26 protein-coding genes and 1 tRNA gene are annotated in these 19,503 nt (G+C 66.1%); 4 read left to right on the top strand and 23 right to left on the bottom strand.

Annotation, left to right across the window (positions count from 1 at the left end):
- Positions 1-6 precede the first annotated feature (6 nt).
- From TQ29_RS08150 to TQ29_RS08050, 21 genes are all read right to left on the bottom strand, one after another.
- The gene (locus tag TQ29_RS08150) at positions 7-669 is read right to left on the bottom strand and encodes a phage tail tape measure protein (RefSeq protein WP_037205320.1); all 663 of its coding nucleotides are present in this window, start codon (positions 667-669) and stop codon (positions 7-9) included.
- Between the two features lie 3 nt (positions 670-672).
- Complete coding sequence (locus TQ29_RS08145; protein ID WP_037205317.1) at positions 673-867, bottom strand: rcc01693 family protein; 195 nt, start codon at positions 865-867, stop codon at positions 673-675.
- Positions 854-1,186: a GTA-gp10 family protein gene (locus TQ29_RS08140; RefSeq protein ID WP_037205315.1), complete on the bottom strand. Its 333-nt coding sequence runs from the start codon at positions 1,184-1,186 to the stop codon at positions 854-856. Before TQ29_RS08140 ends, TQ29_RS08145 begins: the two co-directional genes overlap by 14 nt.
- Positions 1,186-1,599 (bottom strand): phage major tail protein, TP901-1 family, encoded by a 414-nt coding sequence (locus TQ29_RS08135; protein WP_037205485.1) that lies wholly within the window; start codon positions 1,597-1,599, stop codon positions 1,186-1,188. Before TQ29_RS08135 ends, TQ29_RS08140 begins: the two co-directional genes overlap by 1 nt.
- Positions 1,600-1,620: 21 nt before the next feature.
- Complete coding sequence (locus TQ29_RS08130; protein ID WP_037205312.1) at positions 1,621-2,031, bottom strand: DUF3168 domain-containing protein; 411 nt, start codon at positions 2,029-2,031, stop codon at positions 1,621-1,623.
- Positions 2,028-2,369, bottom strand: a complete 342-nt coding sequence (locus TQ29_RS08125) for a head-tail adaptor protein (protein ID WP_037205310.1) — start codon at positions 2,367-2,369, stop codon at positions 2,028-2,030. Before TQ29_RS08125 ends, TQ29_RS08130 begins: the two co-directional genes overlap by 4 nt.
- Positions 2,366-2,965 carry a head-tail connector protein gene (locus TQ29_RS08120; protein WP_054538740.1) on the bottom strand — a complete coding sequence of 200 codons (600 nt, stop codon included), beginning with the start codon at positions 2,963-2,965 and terminating at the stop codon, positions 2,366-2,368. The genes TQ29_RS08125 and TQ29_RS08120 overlap by 4 nt, the downstream gene beginning before the upstream one ends.
- 152 nt (positions 2,966-3,117) lie before the next feature.
- Positions 3,118-4,302 (bottom strand): phage major capsid protein, encoded by a 1,185-nt coding sequence (locus tag TQ29_RS08115; RefSeq protein ID WP_054538739.1) that lies wholly within the window; start codon positions 4,300-4,302, stop codon positions 3,118-3,120.
- A 3-nt stretch (positions 4,303-4,305) separates the two neighbouring features.
- Positions 4,306-4,881, bottom strand: a complete 576-nt coding sequence (locus TQ29_RS08110; protein WP_054540375.1) for an HK97 family phage prohead protease — start codon at positions 4,879-4,881, stop codon at positions 4,306-4,308.
- Positions 4,882-4,910: 29 nt separating this feature from the next.
- Positions 4,911-5,153, bottom strand: a complete 243-nt coding sequence (locus TQ29_RS08105; RefSeq protein ID WP_037205302.1) for a hypothetical protein — start codon at positions 5,151-5,153, stop codon at positions 4,911-4,913.
- Positions 5,150-6,325 (bottom strand): phage portal protein, encoded by a 1,176-nt coding sequence (locus TQ29_RS08100; RefSeq protein ID WP_054538738.1) that lies wholly within the window; start codon positions 6,323-6,325, stop codon positions 5,150-5,152. The genes TQ29_RS08105 and TQ29_RS08100 overlap by 4 nt, the downstream gene beginning before the upstream one ends.
- Positions 6,326-6,469: 144 nt before the next feature.
- On the bottom strand, positions 6,470-7,813 hold the full coding sequence (locus tag TQ29_RS08095; protein WP_054538737.1) for a DNA-packaging protein: 1,344 nt from the start codon (positions 7,811-7,813) through the stop codon (positions 6,470-6,472).
- Positions 7,740-8,087 carry a hypothetical protein gene (locus tag TQ29_RS08090; RefSeq protein WP_037205298.1) on the bottom strand — a complete coding sequence of 116 codons (348 nt, stop codon included), beginning with the start codon at positions 8,085-8,087 and terminating at the stop codon, positions 7,740-7,742. The genes TQ29_RS08095 and TQ29_RS08090 overlap by 74 nt, the downstream gene beginning before the upstream one ends.
- Positions 8,088-8,387: 300 nt before the next feature.
- The gene (gene mltG, locus TQ29_RS08085; RefSeq protein ID WP_054538736.1) at positions 8,388-9,542 is read right to left on the bottom strand and encodes an endolytic transglycosylase MltG; all 1,155 of its coding nucleotides are present in this window, start codon (positions 9,540-9,542) and stop codon (positions 8,388-8,390) included.
- Between the two features lie 3 nt (positions 9,543-9,545).
- Positions 9,546-10,802, bottom strand: a complete 1,257-nt coding sequence (gene fabF, locus TQ29_RS08080; protein WP_054538735.1) for a beta-ketoacyl-ACP synthase II — start codon at positions 10,800-10,802, stop codon at positions 9,546-9,548.
- A 244-nt stretch (positions 10,803-11,046) separates the two neighbouring features.
- The gene (locus tag TQ29_RS08075) at positions 11,047-11,280 is read right to left on the bottom strand and encodes an acyl carrier protein (RefSeq protein ID WP_037205293.1); all 234 of its coding nucleotides are present in this window, start codon (positions 11,278-11,280) and stop codon (positions 11,047-11,049) included.
- 161 nt (positions 11,281-11,441) lie between these two features.
- A complete protein-coding gene (fabG, locus tag TQ29_RS08070) occupies positions 11,442-12,179 on the bottom strand; it encodes a 3-oxoacyl-[acyl-carrier-protein] reductase (RefSeq protein ID WP_054538734.1) in 738 nt (245 codons plus the stop codon).
- A 9-nt stretch (positions 12,180-12,188) separates the two neighbouring features.
- Positions 12,189-13,133, bottom strand: a complete 945-nt coding sequence (gene fabD / locus TQ29_RS08065) for an ACP S-malonyltransferase (protein ID WP_054538733.1) — start codon at positions 13,131-13,133, stop codon at positions 12,189-12,191.
- A gap of 106 nt (positions 13,134-13,239) precedes the next feature.
- Entirely contained in the window at positions 13,240-13,878 is a 639-nt protein-coding gene (locus TQ29_RS08060) for a hypothetical protein (RefSeq protein ID WP_157445552.1), read from the bottom strand.
- A gap of 231 nt (positions 13,879-14,109) precedes the next feature.
- Positions 14,110-15,024: a glycosyltransferase family 2 protein gene (locus TQ29_RS08055; RefSeq protein ID WP_054538731.1), complete on the bottom strand. Its 915-nt coding sequence runs from the start codon at positions 15,022-15,024 to the stop codon at positions 14,110-14,112.
- A gap of 70 nt (positions 15,025-15,094) precedes the next feature.
- A complete protein-coding gene (locus tag TQ29_RS08050) occupies positions 15,095-15,721 on the bottom strand; it encodes a hypothetical protein (RefSeq protein WP_054538730.1) in 627 nt (208 codons plus the stop codon).
- Positions 15,722-15,993: 272 nt separating this feature from the next.
- Between TQ29_RS08050 and rpsF the strand changes: the two genes are divergently transcribed.
- From rpsF to rplI, 3 genes are read left to right on the top strand one after another with little or no spacing between them, the layout of a single operon-like run.
- Positions 15,994-16,347, top strand: a complete 354-nt coding sequence (gene rpsF, locus TQ29_RS08045; RefSeq protein ID WP_054538729.1) for a 30S ribosomal protein S6 — start codon at positions 15,994-15,996, stop codon at positions 16,345-16,347.
- A gap of 29 nt (positions 16,348-16,376) precedes the next feature.
- Positions 16,377-16,604, top strand: coding sequence for a 30S ribosomal protein S18 (gene rpsR, locus TQ29_RS08040; protein ID WP_037205280.1), 228 nt, complete (start codon positions 16,377-16,379; stop codon positions 16,602-16,604).
- Between the two features lie 12 nt (positions 16,605-16,616).
- A complete protein-coding gene (gene rplI, locus TQ29_RS08035; RefSeq protein WP_054538728.1) occupies positions 16,617-17,225 on the top strand; it encodes a 50S ribosomal protein L9 in 609 nt (202 codons plus the stop codon).
- A gap of 161 nt (positions 17,226-17,386) precedes the next feature.
- Here rplI and tig read toward each other — a convergent pair whose 3' ends face one another.
- Together tig and TQ29_RS08025 are read right to left on the bottom strand one after the other, a co-directional pair.
- Positions 17,387-18,718, bottom strand: a complete 1,332-nt coding sequence (tig, locus tag TQ29_RS08030) for a trigger factor (protein WP_054540374.1) — start codon at positions 18,716-18,718, stop codon at positions 17,387-17,389.
- Positions 18,719-18,742: 24 nt separating this feature from the next.
- A tRNA-Leu gene (locus TQ29_RS08025) sits at positions 18,743-18,827 on the bottom strand.
- A 176-nt stretch (positions 18,828-19,003) separates the two neighbouring features.
- Here TQ29_RS08025 and TQ29_RS08020 point away from each other — a divergent pair.
- Entirely contained in the window at positions 19,004-19,495 is a 492-nt protein-coding gene (locus TQ29_RS08020) for a Hint domain-containing protein (protein WP_082386578.1), read from the top strand.
- The last annotated feature ends 8 nt before the right edge of the window (positions 19,496-19,503 follow it).

The raw sequence follows: 19,503 nt of genomic DNA, 5'->3' as shown, positions 1-19,503 counted from the left end.
CCCTCCTCAGCTGTTGCGCTGGCCGCGGCTCAGCGCGCGGCTCAACTCGGCCGCGATCTGGCTCTGGCTGCGCTGAAAGCCCTGCACATCCGGCGTGCTGATATTCATCGTGATGTTCACCGCCCGCCCGCCGCCATCGGCACGCACGCCCAGCCGGCCGTCGGCGCCGCGCGTCAGCGGCATGATCGCCTCCGGCCCCGCCTCGCCCATCAGGCCGGTGCCACCGCGCATCGGAAAGGTCGTGGGCCCCGATACCACGCCGCCATTGGCAAAGGGCATCACCCGGCCCTGCGTGAATCCCGCGCCCCTGGCAAACGGCACCGCAGCGGCCACCAGCCCCTCGATCCCGCCCGCGATCAGCCCGCCCACATGGTTCTGCACCGGGGTCACCGCCGCCGAATAGGCCGTGTTCAGGATCGACCGGCTGACCTGGTTCAACGCATCCGACAGCTTGTCCCCGTCAAACACCAGCCCGTCGAAGGCCGAGCGCAGCCCCCGCCCGATCGACCGCGAGAGCGAGCCCACCTCGCGGTTGGTCAGCGTCACGCTTTCGCGCATCCGCACCAGTTCTGCATCGAAGGCCGCCGCGACCTCTCGGGCATTGCCCAGGCTTTCGCCAAGGCCCGACACCTGATCGTCGAACCCCTCGAGCCCATCCAGTTCCGCCATCGCTCAGACCTCTCTTTCACTATCGGGAAAGGCGCGCGCCAGCTCGTCCAGCCGCGCGCGCCCCATCGGGGCGGTGCCGCTGCCATGCCCCAGCATCAGCAACAGCTCGGCAGGCGTCAGCGCCCAGAACTCCGAAGGCCGCAACCGCAGCCCCGTCAGCCCCGCGCGCATCAGCCCCGGCCAGTCAAACCGCGCCATCGCCGGCCCCCGGCACGGTAAAGGCGCGCGCCAGCAGCAGCGCCGCCACCCGCGCCGCCTCGACAGGGCCGCCACCGACCTCCGCCCCAGCCAGATCCTCCGCCGTTCCGGACCAGCCGCCGCCGCGCAACCCCGCCAGCAACAGCGCCAGCACATCGCGGGTGGCGAACCGCCCGCCCTCGAACCGCTCGATCAGTGCCACCAGCGTCTCGGCCTCCAGCGCCGCCTCCAGTTCGGCCAGGGCCCCCAGCGTCAGTTTCAGCACATGGCGGCGGCCACCCAGCACCAGCGCCACCTCGCCCGCATAAGGGTTCGCCATCAAATCGCCGTGAAGCTCAGCGCGCCGGCCGAGGCCAGCGAAAGCTCGAACGTCGCCTCGCCGTTGTGGCTGCCGGCATATTCGATCGCGGTGATCTGGAATGCCCCTTCGACAATCCCGAAATCGGGGACCACCACCTGAAAATCGGGGGTCGTGCCGTCAAAGAAAATCTGTCGCGCACGTTCATCCGTCGCATCGTCCCGGAACACGCCGGACCCCGAAATCGCCGCCGATTTCACCCCCGCGCCGCCCAGCAGCTCGCGCCAGCCGCCCTGGCTTTCCAGGCTGGTCACATCCACCTGCTCGGCGTTGAAACTGATCCGCGTGGCGCGCAGCCCCGCGATGGTAGTGAAACTGCCACCGCCGGTCAGATCGAGCTTGATCAGAAGATCCTTGCCATTTTGGGCCGTCATCATGGTCACTCCGAAAAAAGGTTATTGGTCATCCACGCGGGCGCGGAAGGTCAGGTCGATGCGGCGCATGTCGCCATCCCCGGCCCGCCGGGCCCGCGCCCGATCGAACGTCAGGCTCACCAGCACGCCGCGCGACAGCGTCAGCGGCGCGTCGATCAGCGCATCCGACAGCGCCGCGGCCACCGCCTTGGCGCCGGCGAACCCGGCGACGCTGCTCACCACGCTGATGGTGAAAATATGAAGCGCACCCTTGCCGGTCTTGTCCGACCGGTCGCGCACGTCCTCCTGGCCGAGGCTGACATAGGTCACGGGCAGCGCACCCGGCGGCACCGCGTCATAGATCGCCCCGCCCACCAGCGCGCCAAGGGCCGTGTCGGCCAATAGATGCTGATACACCGCCGCCTGCAAAGCGGCCGAAACGCCATAGCTCACGCGCCCACCTCCTCTTCGGCGAAACAGATCAGGTACTGCGCGGCGGCGTCCCGCTCGGCCACCGCAAGAATTCGAAACAGCCGTGCGCCTTCGCGAAACCGCTGCTCCGGCCGCGGGCGCGACGCTGCCCCCTCGGGCGCGCCGCGCACCGTGATGCGATACGGCACGCGCGACAGCGTGGCGAACTCTCCCGCCCGCTCGCGCCCCGACCCGGGCCGGACCTCGGCCCAGAGCGTGCCAAGCGCCACCCAGCTTTCGGCAAAGCCCCCCGAGCCGTCGCCCACGCGCTGCGGCTCTTCCAGAACCAGCCGCCGGTTCAGTTGCGGCAGCCCCTTCATGCGGCGCCCCCGCCCAGTATCCGCACCGTGCGCCAACGCTCCAGCAGGGCCAGCACGCCGAACGGCATCCCGCCCTCGCCAAACGCCGCCTCCGAGCGATGCTCGTAGTAATGCGCGGCCAACAGCATCACCGCCTGCGCCAGATCCTCGGGCACCAGATCCCATGTCGCGCCGAACCCGGCGTCGAACAGCACCTCGACGCGCCCGCCCAGCGGGATCACCGGCAGGCACGCACCATCGGCGGCGATACGCGGCCGGTGCGTGTCCTTCTCCAGCCGATAGCTCGCCGGGTCCGCCACGATCATCGCATCCTGCCGGTCGAAAATGCCGACCTGCGAAATCACCGCCACCGGCGCCACCGGCAGCGCCTGCCGGCCGGTATCGCGCCAAGCGGTCAGCGTCCAGGCAAAGGCCCGTGACAACAGCACCTTTCCGGTGCGCCCCTCCACCGCCGCCATCGCAGCCCGCAGCAACGCCTCCAGCAACACATCGGCCGACCCGTCGTCGGCAAACCCGGTGCCCAGCCGCAAATGGTCCCTGAACTGGCTCACCGGCAGTGCCGCGGCGGGCACTGTGGTCTGCTCGATCAACATCATGTGGAAACCTCCAAATCGTCCCCCGGACATCAGGAAAATGGCGCGCGCCGCCCGCATTGCTCGGACGGAGGGAGCAGCTGGACAACGCGAAAAAACCCCGGCGCGCGCCTGAACCACCCCCGCAACCGCAGGGGTGGCCCGTTCGCGGCGCCTTACGACACCGCGAATTTCAGAAGTTTGATCGCCGCAAAGTCGCTGACATCACCACCCACCCGCTTGGTGGCATAGAACAGCACATGCGGCTTGGCCGAGAACGGATCGCGCAGCACGCGCAGGTCGTTGCGCTCGGGAATGGTGTAGCCCGCCTGGAAATTGCCGAAGGCGATGGCAAAGGCGCCCGGCGCGATGTCCGGCATATCCTCGGCCACCAGCACCGGATAGCCCAGCAGTCGCGCCGGTTCCCCGGCGGCCAGACCGTCCGACCACAGGAAGCGGCCATCGGCATCCTTCATCTTGCGCACCACGCCCGTGGTCTTGGAATTCATGACAAAGCTCGCACCGGCGCGGTATTCCGCCCCCAGCGCATAGACCAGATCGAGAATCGCATCCGACGGCGAAACCGCATCGAAATCGCCATCCGTGCCGGTGGGAATGTAGCCAAGGTTGCCCCAGCTCCACAGCGTGTCATCCACGGTCGCATGGGTCAGGATGCCCTTCGGCTTGTCCACGCCGTCGCCGCTGACAAAGGCCGCCGCCTCGGCGCGGGCGAACTTGTCGGCGATGCGCCCGGCCAGCCAGACCTCGATGTCGAAGGCGCTGTCGTCCAGCAGGCGCTGGCTGACCTTGGGCATGGCCGAAAGCTCGTGCAGCGGGATCGACACACGGTCGATCTGCGGCGTGCTCGTCTCGGACTGCGTCGCGGTCTCCGTGGCCCAGCCCGACCCGATGTCGGTGTGGTCCACCAGCACGTCAAACGACGTGGCCTCCACCTGCACCACCTGCGCGATGGAGCGGATCGAGGCGGTGGAATTCAGCACGCCCTTGATCGCCGCAGCGGTCTCGGGGTCCACCAGAAAGCCGCCGTCGCCGGCAACGGCGGTGGACATCGCCTTGCCCTCCACCTCCAGCCCGCGCAGCGCGTCATCATCGCCCGACCGCAGATAGGCGGCAAAGGCCTTCTTGTGCGGCGCGCCGGTCTCGGCGCTGGTGGCAAGGGCGGGGCGCCCGGTGATAAGGGATTTCCGATCCAGCATGGTCAGTCGCTCTTCCTGTTGTTGAAGCTTGAATTTCACATCGGCCTGAAAGTCCCTGAAATCACTCAGGAAGCCGGTCAGTGCAGATTTCACCTCGGCCACGGGCGCCGCAGCCCCCCCCGACTTGGTCTCGGTCTTGGTCATGTCTCAATCCTGTCTGAGATTGGTCTCGGACCGGGCTCGATCGCCGGTCAGCACATGGCGGGCGCCGTTGAAGGCCTCCGCCATTTCGCGCAGCAGCGTCTCGGCGGGATCATCCGCCTTGGCGCCCACCCGCGCATCGGGAAGCATCGGAAAAGTCACAAGCGACACTTCCCAAAGCTCCACCTCCGCCAGCAGGCGCCGCCCGCCCGCATCCTTTTCGGCCCGCTTGGTGCGGTATCCGATCGACAACCCGTCAATCGCCCCCGCCTCGATCAGCGCCGCCGCCTCGCGGCCCTTGGCCACATCGCTCAGCAAACGCCCCCTGACATAGAGACCCTGCGCATCCTCGCGCAGCTCGTCCCAGATGCCGATCGGCTGCGCCGGGTCGTGCTGCCACAGCATCTTCACCCGCCGCCCCGCCGCCTCCAGCGCCTTGAGTGAGCGGGCATAGGCCCCGGCCTGCACCACGTCGCCGCCCTGATCAACCTTCCCGAACAGGCTGGCATAGCCCTCGATCCGCGTGCCGTCCGTTACCGTCAGCACGCTGTCCGCCCGGCAGAACTTGTGTTCCAGCCCCATCCCGTTTTCCGTCATCGGCAATTCCCCTTTCACGGCGCCACCGTCAAAAGCGATGTCACGCCCTGCGCCAAAATCACGGCGACCACGCCGTATACCGCCAGCCACAGCCGCTTCTCGACCCGCTCCTGGCTGGCCTCGATACGGCCCAGCCGGTATTCCAGCGCTGCCCAGCGTTCCTCGGCCACGCGTTCGTTCGCGTCGATCCGGGCATTGGCGACCTCGAACGGAGCGTAAAGAAACTTCGAGCCGCTCCGCTCCGCCGCCGCGCTCATTCCTCCTCCGCCAGCTTCGGCAACCCGAGCAGCGCGCGCTTTTCCGCATCGGTCAGGAACGTCGCCTCGCTGACCCGGCGCCACTGCCCGTCCCGCTCGGCGGCCAGCGCCGGCACCTGATCCAGGTCGGGCCGCAGCTCCACCGCCTCGCCGGCGAACCGCGCCAGGAAATCCGAAACCGCCGCCGCCACCCGCGTGGCCAGAGGCACCACCGTCAGCCGGTAAAATGCGCGGTTGGCCTCCTGATAATTCGCGTAGGTCGCGTCGCCCGGTATCCCCAGAAGCATCGGCGGCACCCCGAAGGCCACCGCGATCTCGCGCGCCGCGGCTTCCTTGGTTTTCTGGAACTCCATGTCCGAAGGGCTGAATCCCATGGGCTTCCAGTCCAGCCCGCCCTCCAGCAGCATCGGGCGCCCGGCATTCGCCGCGCCCTGATGATAGGAAAGCATTTCATCCTGAAGCCGCGCATATTGCTCTTCGGTCAGGCTCGCCTGCCCGTCGGCCCCGCGATAGATGATCGCGCCGGAGGGCCGCGCCGCATTGTCCAGCAGCGCCTTGGACCAGCGGCTGGCGGCGTTATGCACATCGAGCGCCGTCGCCGCCGCCTGCATCGGCGACAGGCCGTAATGATCATCCTGCGGATGGAAGCTCTTGATGTGGCACAGCGGCGGAAGCGCGCCCGTCATGTCGAACCGATGCTTGCGCCCGCCCACCGCATAGTCATAGGCGACGGGCCAGCCATCCGCGCCGGGGATCAGGCTCATCCGGTCCGAACGCAGCACATGCAGCTCCAGCGGCACGCCACTGTCGCCGCCTACCGCCTCCAGATAGCCGTTACCCGACAGCAGCAACTGCCCGAACAGCGCCTCGAACAGCTCCGCCCGGCCCTGCGCCGCATTCGGGCGCCGCACCAGATCGAGCACCGGATGCACGTCATAGCGCCGCTCGCGGTCCTGCAGCACCAGCGGCAGCGCCGCCGCCGCCTCGGCGATCAGCTTGACCGAGCGGAACCCCACCGGATTGCCCGCAAACCCCGCCTTGGTCAGCGACACCGTATCGCGCGGGCTCCACGCCACCCGGCCCGCCCCGTGCCAGGCCACCACCTTGCCGCTGGCGCTCGCCTTTTTCTCAGGCGCCGCAGGTTCTGCGCGCCGAAACATGTTGAATACCATGTGAAGCTCCTCAGTCGTCCGGTTCGCCGCCATCGGGCAGCACGAAACTCCCGCCGCTCATCGGGGCGCGCTGCGCCACGGGCGGTTCGGCAGAAAACTTTCTTGCCTCCGGCGGGGATATTTGGGGAAAGATGAAGCGGCAGGCTAAAGCCCGCGCACCCGTGGTCTGCGCCAGCGTGCCGCCGGTTCGATCATCAGCTCATGCAGCGCCCAGACAAGGGCATCCACCCGGTCCGGGCTCCCCTTGCCCTGATAGCCCTGGGCGGTCATCCGGCACATCTGATCCTCGAGCGCGCCAAGCCCGCGCAGATGCGCCACCCGTCCCTGCTCGTAAAGCGCGGCGACGGGTTCCGCCCGCGCGACCTTGCCCTTCGCGGCCCGGACCGCCCGAAACGGCACCAGCGGGTCGATCTGGCGGATCACGCTTTCGACCATATCGCCCCCCTGATTGACCTCTGCCACCAGCCGCTCCGCGCCGTGGCGCTCCATCGCGGCAATCGCCGCCTCGGCCCAGGTGGTGGGCGATGCGGCGGCGACGCTGGCATCTTCCAGGACCACCGCGCGCCAGTCCTGCGGGGTGCCCTGCACCCGCGCGCCCACCACCAGAATGCCGCATTCGTCCGAGGCGTTCGTGCCCGTCACCGGCGGATCGATCGCCACCACGATCCGGTCCAGCGGCGGCGCCTTGTCCAGCCGCGTCGCCTCCAGCCCGGCCGAGTTCCAGAGTGCGCCCTCCGCATCCTCCAGCAACACCCCGTCCAGTTCCTGCCGGCCCAGCCGCGACCCGGCATAGCGGCTGCGCACCTCATCCAGGAAAGACGCGGCCAGGTAGGCGCGGTTCGCCTCGGTCGGCGCATGGGTCCGCACTGTCGATGGGTTGGCCAGTATGGTCTTCAGCACCGGCACGTTCCTCGGCGTCGTCGTCACACATTGACGCGGCGCGGGGCCAAGCCGCAACCCGAACTGCAACATGTCCCAGGCCTCTTCGGCCCTCTTCCACTTGGCAAGCTCGTCCACCCAGGCCGCGTCGAATTGCGGGCCGCGCAGGCTTTCGGGCTCATGCGCCGAAAACACCTGCGCGACGGCACCGTTGGGCCAGACCAGCCGCTTGCGTGTGGCCTCCCATTTGGGCCGCCTGTCGGGGGGCGAACAGGCCAGGATGCCGCTCTCGCCGAACACCATCACCTCGCGCACCTGCTCGATGGTTTCGCCCACCAGCGCCACCCGCCGCGAGCGGCCGATATCCAGCGGCCGCGAGCCCTCTACCTCGGCGCGCACCCATTCGGCCCCGGCGCGGGTCTTGCCCGCGCCGCGCCCGCCCAGGATCACCCAGGTCCGCCATTCCCCTTCGGGTGGCAGCTGATGCGGCAGCGCCCAGAACTCGAACAGATAGGGCAGCGCCAGCAACGCCCCCTCACTCAGCCCGTTCAGGAACGCATCCTGTTCCGGCGGCGTCGCGCAGGCAAGCCAGTCTGCGCCCGATCTCATCTCGCGCGCTGGCGAAGTCGAGGGCATAGTCATGGGCAACGCCCGCTTCTGATCTGATGCGTTTCGCAACTCTGGACCTTTCGTCAAACGCCGTCTGGGCGGCGCGGCCAAGATCGCTCAGCGCCCCCTTCAGCTCTTTCGCACGGGCCGAACGGCCCGCGGTCACATCCTCGATGATCTCGTTGAGCGCCTGTACCGTACGCTCGTAATGCTGCTCCGCCGCCTCAAGCACCGCCTGAGCCGCGTCCACCCCGATTGGAGTAATCAAAGTCATATGATCTGCGCCTGCCTCTCATGCCGCTCCGCACGAGCGAAATGAAAAAGCGGCGCCGGGGTTGCCCCCGTGCCGCTTGCCCACTTCTTCCAGCTTGCCCAAAGGTATACTTCGGAGCGTTCGGAAAGTCAAGAAGTTTATTGTTAACAATAAGTTAACGAACGGAAACCACCAAAAGCCCGGCTCAGGCCTTCATCTTTCCAAGAAATATCCCCGCCGGAGGCAAACCCGCGCACCCGCCAGGGTGCGCGGTAAAGGCAATGGCCCGCAGGGCCGCAATCGAAAACAGCCGGCGCCGCCCTACTGCTTGGCCCGCTCCGCCTCGATCGCCCGCCAGCGCGCGACATTCTCGTTGTGCTCGGCCAGCGTTTCGGCAAAGGCATGCCCGCCGGTGCCATCCGCCACGAAATAAAGATAATCCGTCGCATCGGGGTTCAGCGCCGCCTCGATCGACGCGCGGCCCGGGTTGGCGATGGGCGTGGGCGGCAGCCCGTCGATGACATAGGTGTTATAGGGCGTCTCGCGACGCAGCTCGCTCTGCCGCAAACCGCGCCCCAGCGCGCCCTGCCCGTTCGTCACCCCATAGATCACCGTCGGATCCGTCTGCAGCCTGATCCCGCGCTCCAGGCGGTTGACGAAAACACTCGCCACCTGCCGGCGCTCCTCGGGCACGCCCGTTTCTTTCTCGACGATAGAGGCCAGAACCATCGCTTCTTCCGGCGTGTCAAACGGCAGCCCCTCGGCGCGCGCCTGCCACAGCTCGGCCAGTATCTGTGCCTGGCTCTCTTCCATGCGGCCGATCAGCACCGCACGCTCCAGCCCGCGGGCAACCTCATAGCTGTCGGGCGCCAAAGCGCCCTCGGCCGGCAGCGCGGCCACCTCTCCGCTCAGAAACTCCGCCTGTTTCAGCTCCTCGACCACCTGCCAGCTGGTCACACCCTCGGCCAGGGTCACGCGATAGCGCACATCGGGCTGGCCGGTGATCTCGGTATATTCCGCCGGAACCTCACCCTCGCCGGGGTCGAAGGCCACGATCTCGACATAGCGGTTGGTGGCCGGGTCCAGCTCGCGCACCTGCATCTCGGCGCTCAGAATGCCGATGCGGAAATTCACCTCGGTGCCGCAGGTGGAGCGGCCCCCACGGGTGATCTGATCCACGATATCGGCCATCGGCGCATACGGCTGTACCAGAAAGCTGCCGGCCTTCAGCTGATCGGCCTTGTCGGAGTAATCGGCACCCGCGCGAAAGATCGCGGCGCTGGAAATCGCGCCCTGCGCCGCCAGATCCTCGGACACGCGGCGCATGTTCGATCCGCTTTCGACGCGCAGGCAGATCGCCTCTTCCAGCGGACCGGGGCCGGTGTATTGCCCCTTGCCCCAGATCACCAGACCACCGGCGAGAAGCAGCAGCGCGATGAACAGCGTCAGCGCGTTCGAGGCCAGGTTGCGCCACATGGTTCAGACCTTGCCGAGCACGAGCGACGCGTTGGTGCCGCCGAACCCGAAGGAATTGCTGAGCGCCACACTGATCTCGCGCGGCTGCGCCTCGTGCGCGGCCAGGTTCAGCTTCGGCTCGACATCCGGATTGTCCAGGTTGATCGTCGGCGGCGCCACCTGATCGCGGATCGCCAGGATCGAGAATATCGCCTCGACCGCGCCCGCGGCCCCCAGCAGATGCCCGATCGAGGATTTGGTGGACGACATCGTGGCCTTGGCCGCGGCATTGCCCATCAACCGTTCCACCGCGCCCAGTTCGATCGTGTCGGCCATGGTCGAGGTGCCATGGGCGTTGATGTAATCCACATCCCCCGGCGCCAGCCCCGCGCGCTTCAGCGCCGCGCGCATCGACCGCTCACCGCCCTCGCCATCCTCGCTCGGGGCGGTGATGTGATAGGCATCGCCCGACAGGCCATAGCCCAGAATCTCGGCGTAGATCCGGGCGCCCCGCGCCTTGGCGTGCTCATATTCCTCGAGCACGACAACGCCGGCCCCTTCGCCCATCACAAAGCCGTCGCGATCGGCGTCATAGGGGCGGCTGGCCCGGGTCGGATCGTCCCCGCGCTTGGTCGACAGCGCCTTGCAGGCGTTGAACCCGGCGATCCCGATCTCGGAAATCGGGCTTTCCGCGCCCCCGGCCACCATCACATCGGCATCATCCCACTGGATCAGCCGTGCCGCGTCGCCGATGGCATGCGCGCCGGTCGAACAGGCCGTCACCACGGCGTGGTTTGGCCCCTTGAAACCGAAGCGGATCGAAACCTGACCGGAAATCAGATTGATCAGCGCGCCGGGAATGAAAAAGGGCGACACGCGCCGCGGGCCCCGCTCCTTGATCAGCACCGCCGTCTCGGCGATCGACGACAGCCCGCCGATGCCCGAGCCGATCATCACGCCGGTACGCTCGCGGCTTTGGGCATCCTCGGGCATCCAGCCCGCATCCCTGACCGCCTGTTCGGCGGCAGCCATGCCGTAGAGGATGAAATCATCGACCTTGCGCCGGTCTTTCGGCGCCATCCAGTCGTCGGGGTTGAAAGTGCCATTGGAGCCGTCGCCCAGCGGGATTTCGCAGGCATAGTTCGTCAGCACGTTGGAGGCATCGAAACGCGTGATCGGCCCGGCACCGGACTGCCCGGCCAGGAGCCGCTTCCAGGTTTCCTCTACCCCGCAGGCAAGCGGGGAAACCATCCCCAGCCCCGTGACCACCACTCGACGCATATCCTGCTCCTCCGACCTCGGCTTTCCGCCGCCCCTGATACCTTGGTTTCAGCAGAAGGAGCAAGTGGATGCACGGGCACCGTTCGTTTTTGCCGAAAACCGCCGGAAGCCATCTGCCGGACCGCCGTGAAGAGATTTCATGCCTCCGGCGGGGATATTTGCGGAAAGATGATGCAGGCGGGTGAAAACAAAAGCGGCGCCCCGGAAACGGGACGCCGCGATTGACTGTGTGCGAAACTGCCGCTCAGGAAGCTTCGGTGATGAACTTCACCGCATCGCCGAAGGTCTGGATGGTCTCGGCGGCGTCATCGGGGATCTCGATGCCGAACTCTTCCTCGAAGGCCATGACCAGTTCGACAGTGTCGAGGCTGTCGGCGCCCAGGTCGTCGATGAAAGACGCGTTTTCGATGACCTTGTCTTCTTCCACGCTCAGGTGTTCGACAACGATCTTTTTCACGCGATCTGCGATGTCGCTCATATCAATTCCTCATTGCTCGCGGGCCCGTTGCCCGTTTCTTGCTTTTGGTCCATCGGACCGTCCCAGTGCCAGGCGCGCCAGGCGCCGACGGCGAAATCTGCGCCGCTATAGCATATCGCACCCGTAAGGCAAACGCTTTCGGGCATTTCGCGAATGCCCCGTCAAAGCATCGCCATACCGCCGTTCACATGCAGCGTGGCGCCGGTGACATAGGCCGCCTCGGGGCTGGACAGATAGGTCACGGCCGCGCCGATCTCGGCGGGGGTTCCCATGCGGCCGGCGGGCACCTGCACCAGGATATTGCCCTTCTGTTCGTCGTTCAGCTTTTCGGTCATCGCGGTTTCGATGAAACCGGGCGCCACGCAGTTGACGGTGACGCCGCGGGTGGCGACCTCGGTGGCCAGCGATTTGGACATCCCCACCAGGCCGGCCTTGGCGGCGGCGTAGTTGCCCTGACCGGGATTGCCGGTGGATCCGACAATCGAGGTGATATTCACGATCCGCCCCCAACGGGCCTTCATCATGCCGCGCAGCACCCCCCGGCACAGCCGCATCGCGGCGGTCAGGTTGATCTCGAGCACGGTATCCCATTCCTCGTCGCTCATCCGCATGAACAGGTTGTCGCGGGTGATCCCGGCGTTGTTGACCAGAATATCTACGCTTCCCATCGCCTCCGCCGCCTGCTTCGGCAAGGCGTTCACCGCCGCGGCGTCGCTCAGATTGCAGGGCAACACATGCGCCTGCGCGCCCAGTTCCGCCGCCAGCGCGACCAGCGGCGCCTCGCGCGTGCCCGACAGGCCCACGGTTGCGCCCTGCCCGTGCAACGCCTTCGCGATCGCGCCGCCAATGCCGCCGGACGCGCCGGTGACCAGCGCGGTCTTTCCAGTCAGATCAAACATGCTTTTCCCTCAACCTATGCTTTGCGCCGCGGCCTTCACATCCTCCGGCGTGCCGATGGCGCGGGTCGTGGCCGAGCGCTCGATGCGGCGGATCATGCCCGAAAGCGCCTTGCCGGCGCCGATTTCCCAGAATTCGGTCACGCCCTGCTTCACCATCCAGCTGACCGATTCGCGCCAGCGGACAGAATCCGTCACCTGATCTACAAGAAGCGAACGGATGGTTTCGGGCTCGGTCACGTCATGGGCGAGCACATTCGCCACCAGCCGCACCTTCGGCTGCGCGATATCGACATCGTCCAGCGCCCCGGCCATCACCCTGGCCGCCGGCGCCATCAGCTTGCAGTGGAACGGGGCCGAGACCGGCAGCATCACCGCCCGTTTCGCCCCGGCCTCCTGCGCCAGTTCCACCGCGTGGCGGACCGCGGCGGCGTGGCCCGAGATCACCACCTGCGCCGGATCGTTGTCATTGGCGGCCTGGCACACCTTGCCGGTGTCATGCGCCGCTTTCCGCGCCAGCTTGCCGACCGTGGCGAAATCCAGCCCCAGCAGGGCCGCCATCGCGCCTTCGCCCACTGCCACGGCTTCTTGCATGGCCGCGCCGCGTATCCGCAGCAGGCGCGCCGTGTCGGCCACCGAAATCGCGCCCGCCGCGGCGAGAGCGGAATATTCGCCCAGCGAGTGGCCGGCGACAAAGGCTGCTGCCTCGACCGTCACGCCCTCGGCCTCGAGCGCGCGCATCGCGGCAAGCGAGGTGGCCATCAGCGCCGGCTGCGCGTTCCGGGTGAGCGTCAGGTCTTCCTGCGTGCCCTCCCAGATCAGCGCACTGAGCTTTTCGCCCAGGGCCTCGTCAACCTCGTCGAAGACCGCCTGCGCGGCCGGATAGGCCTCGGCCAGGGCCTTGCCCATGCCTATGGTCTGCGCCCCCTGGCCCGGAAATACGAATGCACGGGTCATGCTACCCTCCCCTCGGATCATTTCGCAGGGAGATACCCCGAGCCCAGCCTATGTGCAATTGACTTGTCGTAAGGGGCGTTTCGCGGCGATGGCCGATCAGGCCGCCTCAACCGCCCTTTCCGCTGGGATCCTCGCCCGCCTTGCCGACATCCTTGTCATTTCCCGGGTTGCCCAGATCAGACGTGTCATCCTTGTCCGACTTGTCCTTGTTCTTGTTGTTGTCGGATTTGCCGTTGTTGCCCTGCGACCCGTTTTCGCCGTTGTCGCCGCCACCGGAGCCGCCGTTGTCGCCGCCACCGGAGCCGCCGCTGTCGCCATCACCATCGCCCGAGCCGCCACCATCGCCATCCCCGCCGCCAGAGCCGCCACCATCGCCGCCCGCACCGCTTCCACCGCCGGTGTCACCGCCAGAGCCGCCGTCACCGCCGCCGGTATCACCGCTACTGCCGTCGTCGCCACTGTCGCCGCCGTCGTCGCCATTGTCACCGCCGCCGCTGTCGCCACCCCCACCCGAACCACCGCCGCCGCCGCTGTCACTGCTTCCATCTCCGCCAGTGGGTCCCGTTGACGTGCCATAGGCCGACACTTCGATCGAACTCAGAACATCTGAGGTGGAGCCTGAAAGATCCCCAACCCCGACCTCCACGGTACTGACCACCGCAAACCCGAGCGAAACCGCCGTTGCCGCAAGTATCGCGTACTCGGCTGTCACCGCACCGCCCTCGGCGCGCAGGAACGCCCTCAATTTCCGAAATCCAACTGTTCGTGCCGCGCGGTACATGAGGGTCCTTTCCCGCTATCCGCCAACGTTCAGAGCAACTTGAGTTGGAATTCTCAGTAAAAATTGAGGCGTTTTGATGCCGGAACAATGCCGGTAACGCGAACTATGCGGATGAAATTGCGGTGATTGGCCCCGAAACGCGAATGTTTCCGGGTGTTCCGGCCCGCGCGGCCGCGACCTGGGCCCTTGGCACGGTCAGCGATGACCGCCCGTTTCCGCCCCTGCGCGCGCCAGAAAATCAAGCGCGCAGCGGTCCTCGACCTCCTCGGCCTCGATATTTGCCACATTGCGCCGGACGCGGGCGGCATGGCGCGCGGCCTCGACGCTCTGGTTCGATCCGCGCGCGATCTTCGCCGCAAGTTCCTGTTCCGACCGGGTGTAATAGTGGTTGAGCTGGATATGGTCGGCCGAATAAAACGCGCGGCCCGCCCGGTCTTTCAGGGCAAACCGTGCCCCCCGGTCATTCCAGGTGACGGCCCGGCCATCCACCTCATAGCTGTGAACCTTTACCGCCGTTACATGCGCCGGGTCCACGATCACCTTGAAATTCGTCACCCCGCGCGCACCGCTCATCGGGTCGGCGGCGCGGCGGGTATAGTTCCGCAAAACCCCGCCGTCAGGCGGCGCGACATGGCCGTTGCGCCCGAAATTATGCCACGGCAGAGAGATCGACGCGCAGCCCTCCAGCGGGACAAGCGCGGCGGGAAGGTCTGCCGCCTGCTTTGGCACCAGAAACTCGTCGGCGTCGATACAGGCCATCCAGCGGAACCGGCCGCCGAAATTGCGGATCGCATGGGCATAGGCCAGCACCTGATTGTGCAGCTCGCGCCCCGTCACCGCATCGCGCAGCTTCTGGTTCCAGGGCATCACCGTCAGCCTGTCACCCAACACATCGCGCAGCACGCCGATGGTGCCATCGGTGCAGCCATTGTCATAGACGACAACATGCGCCACGCCGGCCTGTAGGTGAAACGCGGCCCATTCGCCGATATGCCGCGCCTCGTTGCGGACGATCAGAACAAGCGCGATCCCCGCCCGCCCCGGCTGTGGGTCGGGCGGTGTCAGGGCCAGCTTGGTGACCGGTTTTCGAGAAAGCAGCCCCCGGAACATCGCCCGCCTCCTGTTCACATGGCAGGCTCTTACCCGCACGGGACGCGATAATCCAGCGGCGGGCGCGGGTTCAGGGCATCGAAGGTTGCAGCTTGCGGCCCACGCGTTCCCAGCCCTGAAGCTGGGTCTGCACCGGACGCAGCTCGCGCGAAAGGCGTTCGTGCAGCCTGCGCAGGGTCGTCTCGCGCCCGCTGGCCACATGCACGACCTCGTTGGTATCAGCGTGGCGCACGAAAAGCTGTGACGCATCCCCCCGGTCGTTGCCGGGTTTGACATAGGCGCTGGCGATCTTGTCGAAGGGGATGATGCGATAGGCACGGCTCTTGCCGCGGCGGTTGCACAGGGTCAGTCGCAGCCTGCTCTTCACGATATCGACCTGCGCCTCCCGCGCCAGGCCGCGCTCGGACACCCATAGAAACGCAAGCGCCGGCGTGGCCAGCGCCACCGTCGAGATCAAGCGTCCCGCCGGGCCGGTATCCACCGCGGAAGGGACTTCGGGAAGGAACCAGCTGCCGCAGGCCACGGCCAGAACCGCCAGCCCGGCCATCGCCGCCACCCGCTCGATCAGGACGGCACGCCGGGCGAACTGCGTGTCCGACCGGATGATGAAACCCCATTTGGTGTCCACAATACTCAACAGGTGCTCGGCACCCGAACTCGTCACGCCGAAGGTCGTCAAACTGGTTGGCGCGTTCATGGCGCATTCTCCACAGGCATGGTTGTCTGCAAGCTGCCCGCCAATCATGGTCAGAATCGGACATGCGCGGAACCTTTTCGCGGCAAGGTTGCATGGCCCCCGCCGCCTGCCCCCCGCGGCCGGCCGCGCGGCGCTTGCATCACCCCGGCCCTTGTGTATAAGGGCGCTTCCTTCCGCAGATCATGCGAAACCGGTGCAGTCTCTCGTGGGCGGGATGCGGAAGGCTCTATACCGCCCTATGAAATGCACCCGAGAAAAGAACTGGAGCTTACATGCCGCTTTACGAGCATGTCTTTATTGCGCGTCAGGACCTGTCCAACACGCAGGCCGAAGGCCTTGTCGAACACTTCTCCTCCGTCCTTTCCGACAATGGCGGCAACGTCGTTGAAAGCGAGTACTGGGGCGTCAAGACGATGGCCTACAAGATCAACAAGAACCGCAAGGGCCACTATGCCTTCCTGAAGACCGACGCCCCGGCGACAGCGGTACAGGAAATGGAGCGCCTGATGCGCCTGCATGACGATGTGATGCGCGTGCTGACCATCAAGGTCGACGCACATCCCGAAGGCCCGTCCGTGCAGATGCAAAAGCGTGACGAGCGCAGCGAACGCCGCGAACGCCGCTGATCAGAAGCTTCAGGAAAAGGACATAACCGATGGCTAACAAACCGTTTTTCCGCCGCCGCAAGGTCTGCCCCTTCTCGGGCGACAACGCGCCGAAGATCGACTACAAAGACACCCGCCTGCTGCAGCGCTACATCTCTGAGCGCGGCAAGATCGTCCCGTCCCGCATCACCGCGGTTTCGGCCAAGAAGCAGCGTGAACTGGCCCGCGCCATCAAGCGCGCCCGCTTCCTCGCCCTGCTGCCCTACGCTGTGAAGTAAGGAGAAAGCACAATGCAAGTCATCCTTCTGGAACGTGTGGCCAAGCTTGGCCAGATGGGCGAGGTCGTCTCTGTAAAGGACGGCTACGCGCGCAACTTCCTGCTGCCGCAGGGCAAGGCCATGCGCGCCAGCGAAAGCAACATCGCCAGCTTCGAGACGCAGAAAGCCCAGCTTGAAGCGCGCAACCTTGAAACCCGTCGCGAAGCGGAATCCCTGGCCGAAAAGCTGGACGGGCAGAGCTTTATCGTGATTCGCTCCGCCTCCGATTCCGGCGCGCTTTACGGTTCGGTCACGCCGCGCGATGCGGCCGAGGCGGCCACCGCCGAAGGCTTCACGGTCGACCGCAAGCAGATCGTTCTGATCACGCCGATCAAGGATCTGGGCATCCATGACGTTTCCGTGCGCCTGCACCCCGAGGTCGAGGTGACGATTCACCTGAATGTCGCCCGTTCCCCGGAAGAAGCCGAGCTTCAGGCCTCCGGCAAGTCCATTCAGGAGCTTGCCGCCGAAGCCGAGGCCGAAGCCGATTTCGAGATCGCGGAGCTGTTTGACGATATCGGCGGCGCCGCCTCCGACGAGGAAGGCCCGACCGAAGCCGCCGCGGAAGAAGACGAAGCCTGAGCTTCGCCCTTCGGAAACAGACACAAAGCCGCGCGGGGAAACCTGCGCGGCTTTTTCGTTTTCGTCACGGCGATTGCACCGTCCCCGCCGCAGCCGGCGCGCAAAAGCAAACGGCCGCCCCAAAGGACGGCCGCCTGGCATTACGTGTCTGAAGGAAACGCTTATTCTTCGTCCAGCGCCTCGACCGCCTTCTGCAGATCGTCTTTCGACACTTCCTTTTCGGTGACTTCGGCCAGTTCGAACAGGTAATCGACAACCTTGTCTTCGAACAGCGGCGCGCGCAGTTGTTGCTGCATCTGCGGGTTCTGCTGCACGAACTCGAAGAACTGACGCTCCTGGCCCGGATATTGGCGTGCCTGGTTCATCATAGCCTGGGTCATCTCGGCATCCGACACTTCGACCTCGGCCTTGCGGCCCAGCTCGGCCAGAAGCAGGCCCAGACGCACCCGGCGCTCGGCCAGCTTGTTATGCTCGTCGGTCACCTCGATCTCGGGGTGATCATGCCCCTCGACCTCGGGGTTATCCTCGTGCCACAGCTGATGCGCGATCTGCTTGGCCTCGGCCTCCAGCAGGCTGGGCGGCAGCTCGAAGCTGACCTTTTCGTCCAGCACGTCCAGAAGCGCCCGCTTCATCACCGCGCGCGAGGCACCGGAATATTCCGCCTCCAGCCTCTCGGCGACCTGGGCTTTCAGCGCGTCCAGATCGTCGGCGCCGTATTGCTTGGCCAGCGCGTCGTCCAGCTCGGCCGCTTTCGGCGCTTTCACGGCCTTCACGGTGCATTCGAAAACTGCATCCTTGCCGGCCAGGTTCTCGGCCCCGTATTCGGCCGGGAAGCCCACCTTCACCTCGACCGCATCGCCGGCTTTCGCCCCGACAAGCTGATCCTCGAAACCGGGGATGAAGCTGTTGGAGCCCAGGATCAGCGGATAATCCTCGGCCGCGCCGCCTTCGAAGGCTTCGCCATCGACCTTGCCCAGGAAATCGATCACGACCTGATCGCCATCCTCGGCAGCGGCCCCCTCTTCGCGATCCTCGAAGGTCTGCGAGCTTTTGGCCAAGCTTTCCAGCGCTTCGGTGATGTCGGCCTCGGCGGCCTTCACGACCAGCTTTTCCAGCGTGACACCCGTCATGTCCAGATCGGGGATCTCGGGCAGCGCTTCGTAGGTCATCTCGACCACGACATCGTCGCCTTCCTTCCAGTCCTCATTCGTCATCTTGACGTCGGGCTGAAGCGCGGGGCGGTCGCCGGTCTCTTCGAAATGGGCGTTCATCGCGCCATCCACGGCTTCCTGCATGGCTTCGCCCAGCAGGCGCTGGCCGAACTGCTTTTTCAGCAGCGCCATCGGAACCTTGCCCTTGCGAAAGCCCTTCATTTCGACGTCGGGCTGCGCTTCGGTCAGCTTTTCGACCACCTTCGCGTCCAGCTCGGCCGCGCTTACGGTGATCTGATAGCCACGCTTCAGACCTTCGTTCAGGGTTTCGGTCACCTGCATATTATCGTCCTTCTCGTCCATCTCTGGTGCGGGTGGAGGGACTTGAACCCCCACGCCTTGCAGCGCCAGAACCTAAATCTGGTGCGTCTACCAATTCCGCCACACCCGCAAAACCACGAGGGCAGCCCCCACACATATCGGGGCCGCCCCTGAATTTCGCGCCCTTCTAGCAAAGGCTGGAATGGGATGCGAGCAGAAAACGCATCACAGAAATCACTCGCCGCTAACCCAATTTTGACATATTCTTGCCCAAAACAAAAACAGACGGATTGAGCAGGTATTATCATGTTTCATTCAACGGATGGCCGCGCACGGCGCGGCGGCACGGGCCGCGATCCTTTCGGATCCGTCGGCGGGCTGGCACAGGGCAGCATCGTTCTGACACTCGATGGCGCGCTGCCGGTGGAATTTCTGAACAAGGGCGATCGTATCATCACCCGCAGCGGTGCGCGTGTCTTGCGCGGGCTCGCGGCGCGCACGCTGGCCGGGGCGCCGTTCCGCATCCGCCCCGGCGCGCTGGGGCATGATCACCCGTGCGAGACGCTTCTGGTGGCCCCGGGCCAGCGCGTTCTCGTGCGCGATTGGCGCGCCCGGGCGCTCTATGACGCCGAACAGGCCCTTGTTCCGGTCGAACATCTGGCCGATGGCACGCATATCGCGACGGCGCGGGAGATGTGCGGCCTGCGCGTCTGGTCGCTGATCTTTGATGACGAACAGGTGTTCTATGCCGATGGCATAGAGGTTGGCAGCGCCGCCCGCGTGGCCGTACCGGCCTGATCCCGGCC

This window comes from Actibacterium sp. EMB200-NS6, from assembly GCF_001305615.1.
GTDB lineage: Bacteria > Pseudomonadota > Alphaproteobacteria > Rhodobacterales > Rhodobacteraceae > Actibacterium_A > Actibacterium_A naphthalenivorans.
This window is presented reverse-complemented; position numbering and strand designations above follow the sequence as displayed.

What these genes read in the sequence shown, in the direction of transcription:
- TQ29_RS08150 (WP_037205320.1), bottom strand. Translation starts at nt 669, where the DNA reads ATGGCGGAACTGGATGGGCTCGAGGGGTTCGACGATCAGGTGTCGGGC.
- TQ29_RS08145 (WP_037205317.1), bottom strand. Translation starts at nt 867, where the DNA reads ATGGCGCGGTTTGACTGGCCGGGGCTGATGCGCGCGGGGCTGACGGGG.
- TQ29_RS08140 (WP_037205315.1), bottom strand. Translation starts at nt 1,186, where the DNA reads ATGGCGAACCCTTATGCGGGCGAGGTGGCGCTGGTGCTGGGTGGCCGC.
- TQ29_RS08135 (WP_037205485.1), bottom strand. Translation starts at nt 1,599, where the DNA reads ATGACGGCCCAAAATGGCAAGGATCTTCTGATCAAGCTCGATCTGACC.
- TQ29_RS08125 (WP_037205310.1), bottom strand. Translation starts at nt 2,369, where the DNA reads ATGAAGGGGCTGCCGCAACTGAACCGGCGGCTGGTTCTGGAAGAGCCG.
- TQ29_RS08120 (WP_054538740.1), bottom strand. Translation starts at nt 2,965, where the DNA reads ATGATGTTGATCGAGCAGACCACAGTGCCCGCCGCGGCACTGCCGGTG.
- TQ29_RS08115 (WP_054538739.1), bottom strand. Translation starts at nt 4,302, where the DNA reads ATGACCAAGACCGAGACCAAGTCGGGGGGGGCTGCGGCGCCCGTGGCC.
- TQ29_RS08110 (WP_054540375.1), bottom strand. Translation starts at nt 4,881, where the DNA reads ATGGGGCTGGAACACAAGTTCTGCCGGGCGGACAGCGTGCTGACGGTA.
- TQ29_RS08105 (WP_037205302.1), bottom strand. Translation starts at nt 5,153, where the DNA reads ATGAGCGCGGCGGCGGAGCGGAGCGGCTCGAAGTTTCTTTACGCTCCG.
- TQ29_RS08100 (WP_054538738.1), bottom strand. Translation starts at nt 6,325, where the DNA reads ATGGTATTCAACATGTTTCGGCGCGCAGAACCTGCGGCGCCTGAGAAA.
- TQ29_RS08095 (WP_054538737.1), bottom strand. Translation starts at nt 7,813, where the DNA reads ATGAGATCGGGCGCAGACTGGCTTGCCTGCGCGACGCCGCCGGAACAG.
- TQ29_RS08090 (WP_037205298.1), bottom strand. Translation starts at nt 8,087, where the DNA reads ATGACTTTGATTACTCCAATCGGGGTGGACGCGGCTCAGGCGGTGCTT.
- mltG (WP_054538736.1), bottom strand. Translation starts at nt 9,542, where the DNA reads ATGTGGCGCAACCTGGCCTCGAACGCGCTGACGCTGTTCATCGCGCTG.
- fabF (WP_054538735.1), bottom strand. Translation starts at nt 10,802, where the DNA reads ATGCGTCGAGTGGTGGTCACGGGGCTGGGGATGGTTTCCCCGCTTGCC.
- TQ29_RS08075 (WP_037205293.1), bottom strand. Translation starts at nt 11,280, where the DNA reads ATGAGCGACATCGCAGATCGCGTGAAAAAGATCGTTGTCGAACACCTG.
- fabG (WP_054538734.1), bottom strand. Translation starts at nt 12,179, where the DNA reads ATGTTTGATCTGACTGGAAAGACCGCGCTGGTCACCGGCGCGTCCGGC.
- fabD (WP_054538733.1), bottom strand. Translation starts at nt 13,133, where the DNA reads ATGACCCGTGCATTCGTATTTCCGGGCCAGGGGGCGCAGACCATAGGC.
- TQ29_RS08055 (WP_054538731.1), bottom strand. Translation starts at nt 15,024, where the DNA reads ATGTTCCGGGGGCTGCTTTCTCGAAAACCGGTCACCAAGCTGGCCCTG.
- TQ29_RS08050 (WP_054538730.1), bottom strand. Translation starts at nt 15,721, where the DNA reads ATGAACGCGCCAACCAGTTTGACGACCTTCGGCGTGACGAGTTCGGGT.
- rpsF (WP_054538729.1), top strand. Translation starts at nt 15,994, where the DNA reads ATGCCGCTTTACGAGCATGTCTTTATTGCGCGTCAGGACCTGTCCAAC.
- rpsR (WP_037205280.1), top strand. Translation starts at nt 16,377, where the DNA reads ATGGCTAACAAACCGTTTTTCCGCCGCCGCAAGGTCTGCCCCTTCTCG.
- rplI (WP_054538728.1), top strand. Translation starts at nt 16,617, where the DNA reads ATGCAAGTCATCCTTCTGGAACGTGTGGCCAAGCTTGGCCAGATGGGC.
- tig (WP_054540374.1), bottom strand. Translation starts at nt 18,718, where the DNA reads ATGCAGGTGACCGAAACCCTGAACGAAGGTCTGAAGCGTGGCTATCAG.
- TQ29_RS08020 (WP_082386578.1), top strand. Translation starts at nt 19,004, where the DNA reads ATGTTTCATTCAACGGATGGCCGCGCACGGCGCGGCGGCACGGGCCGC.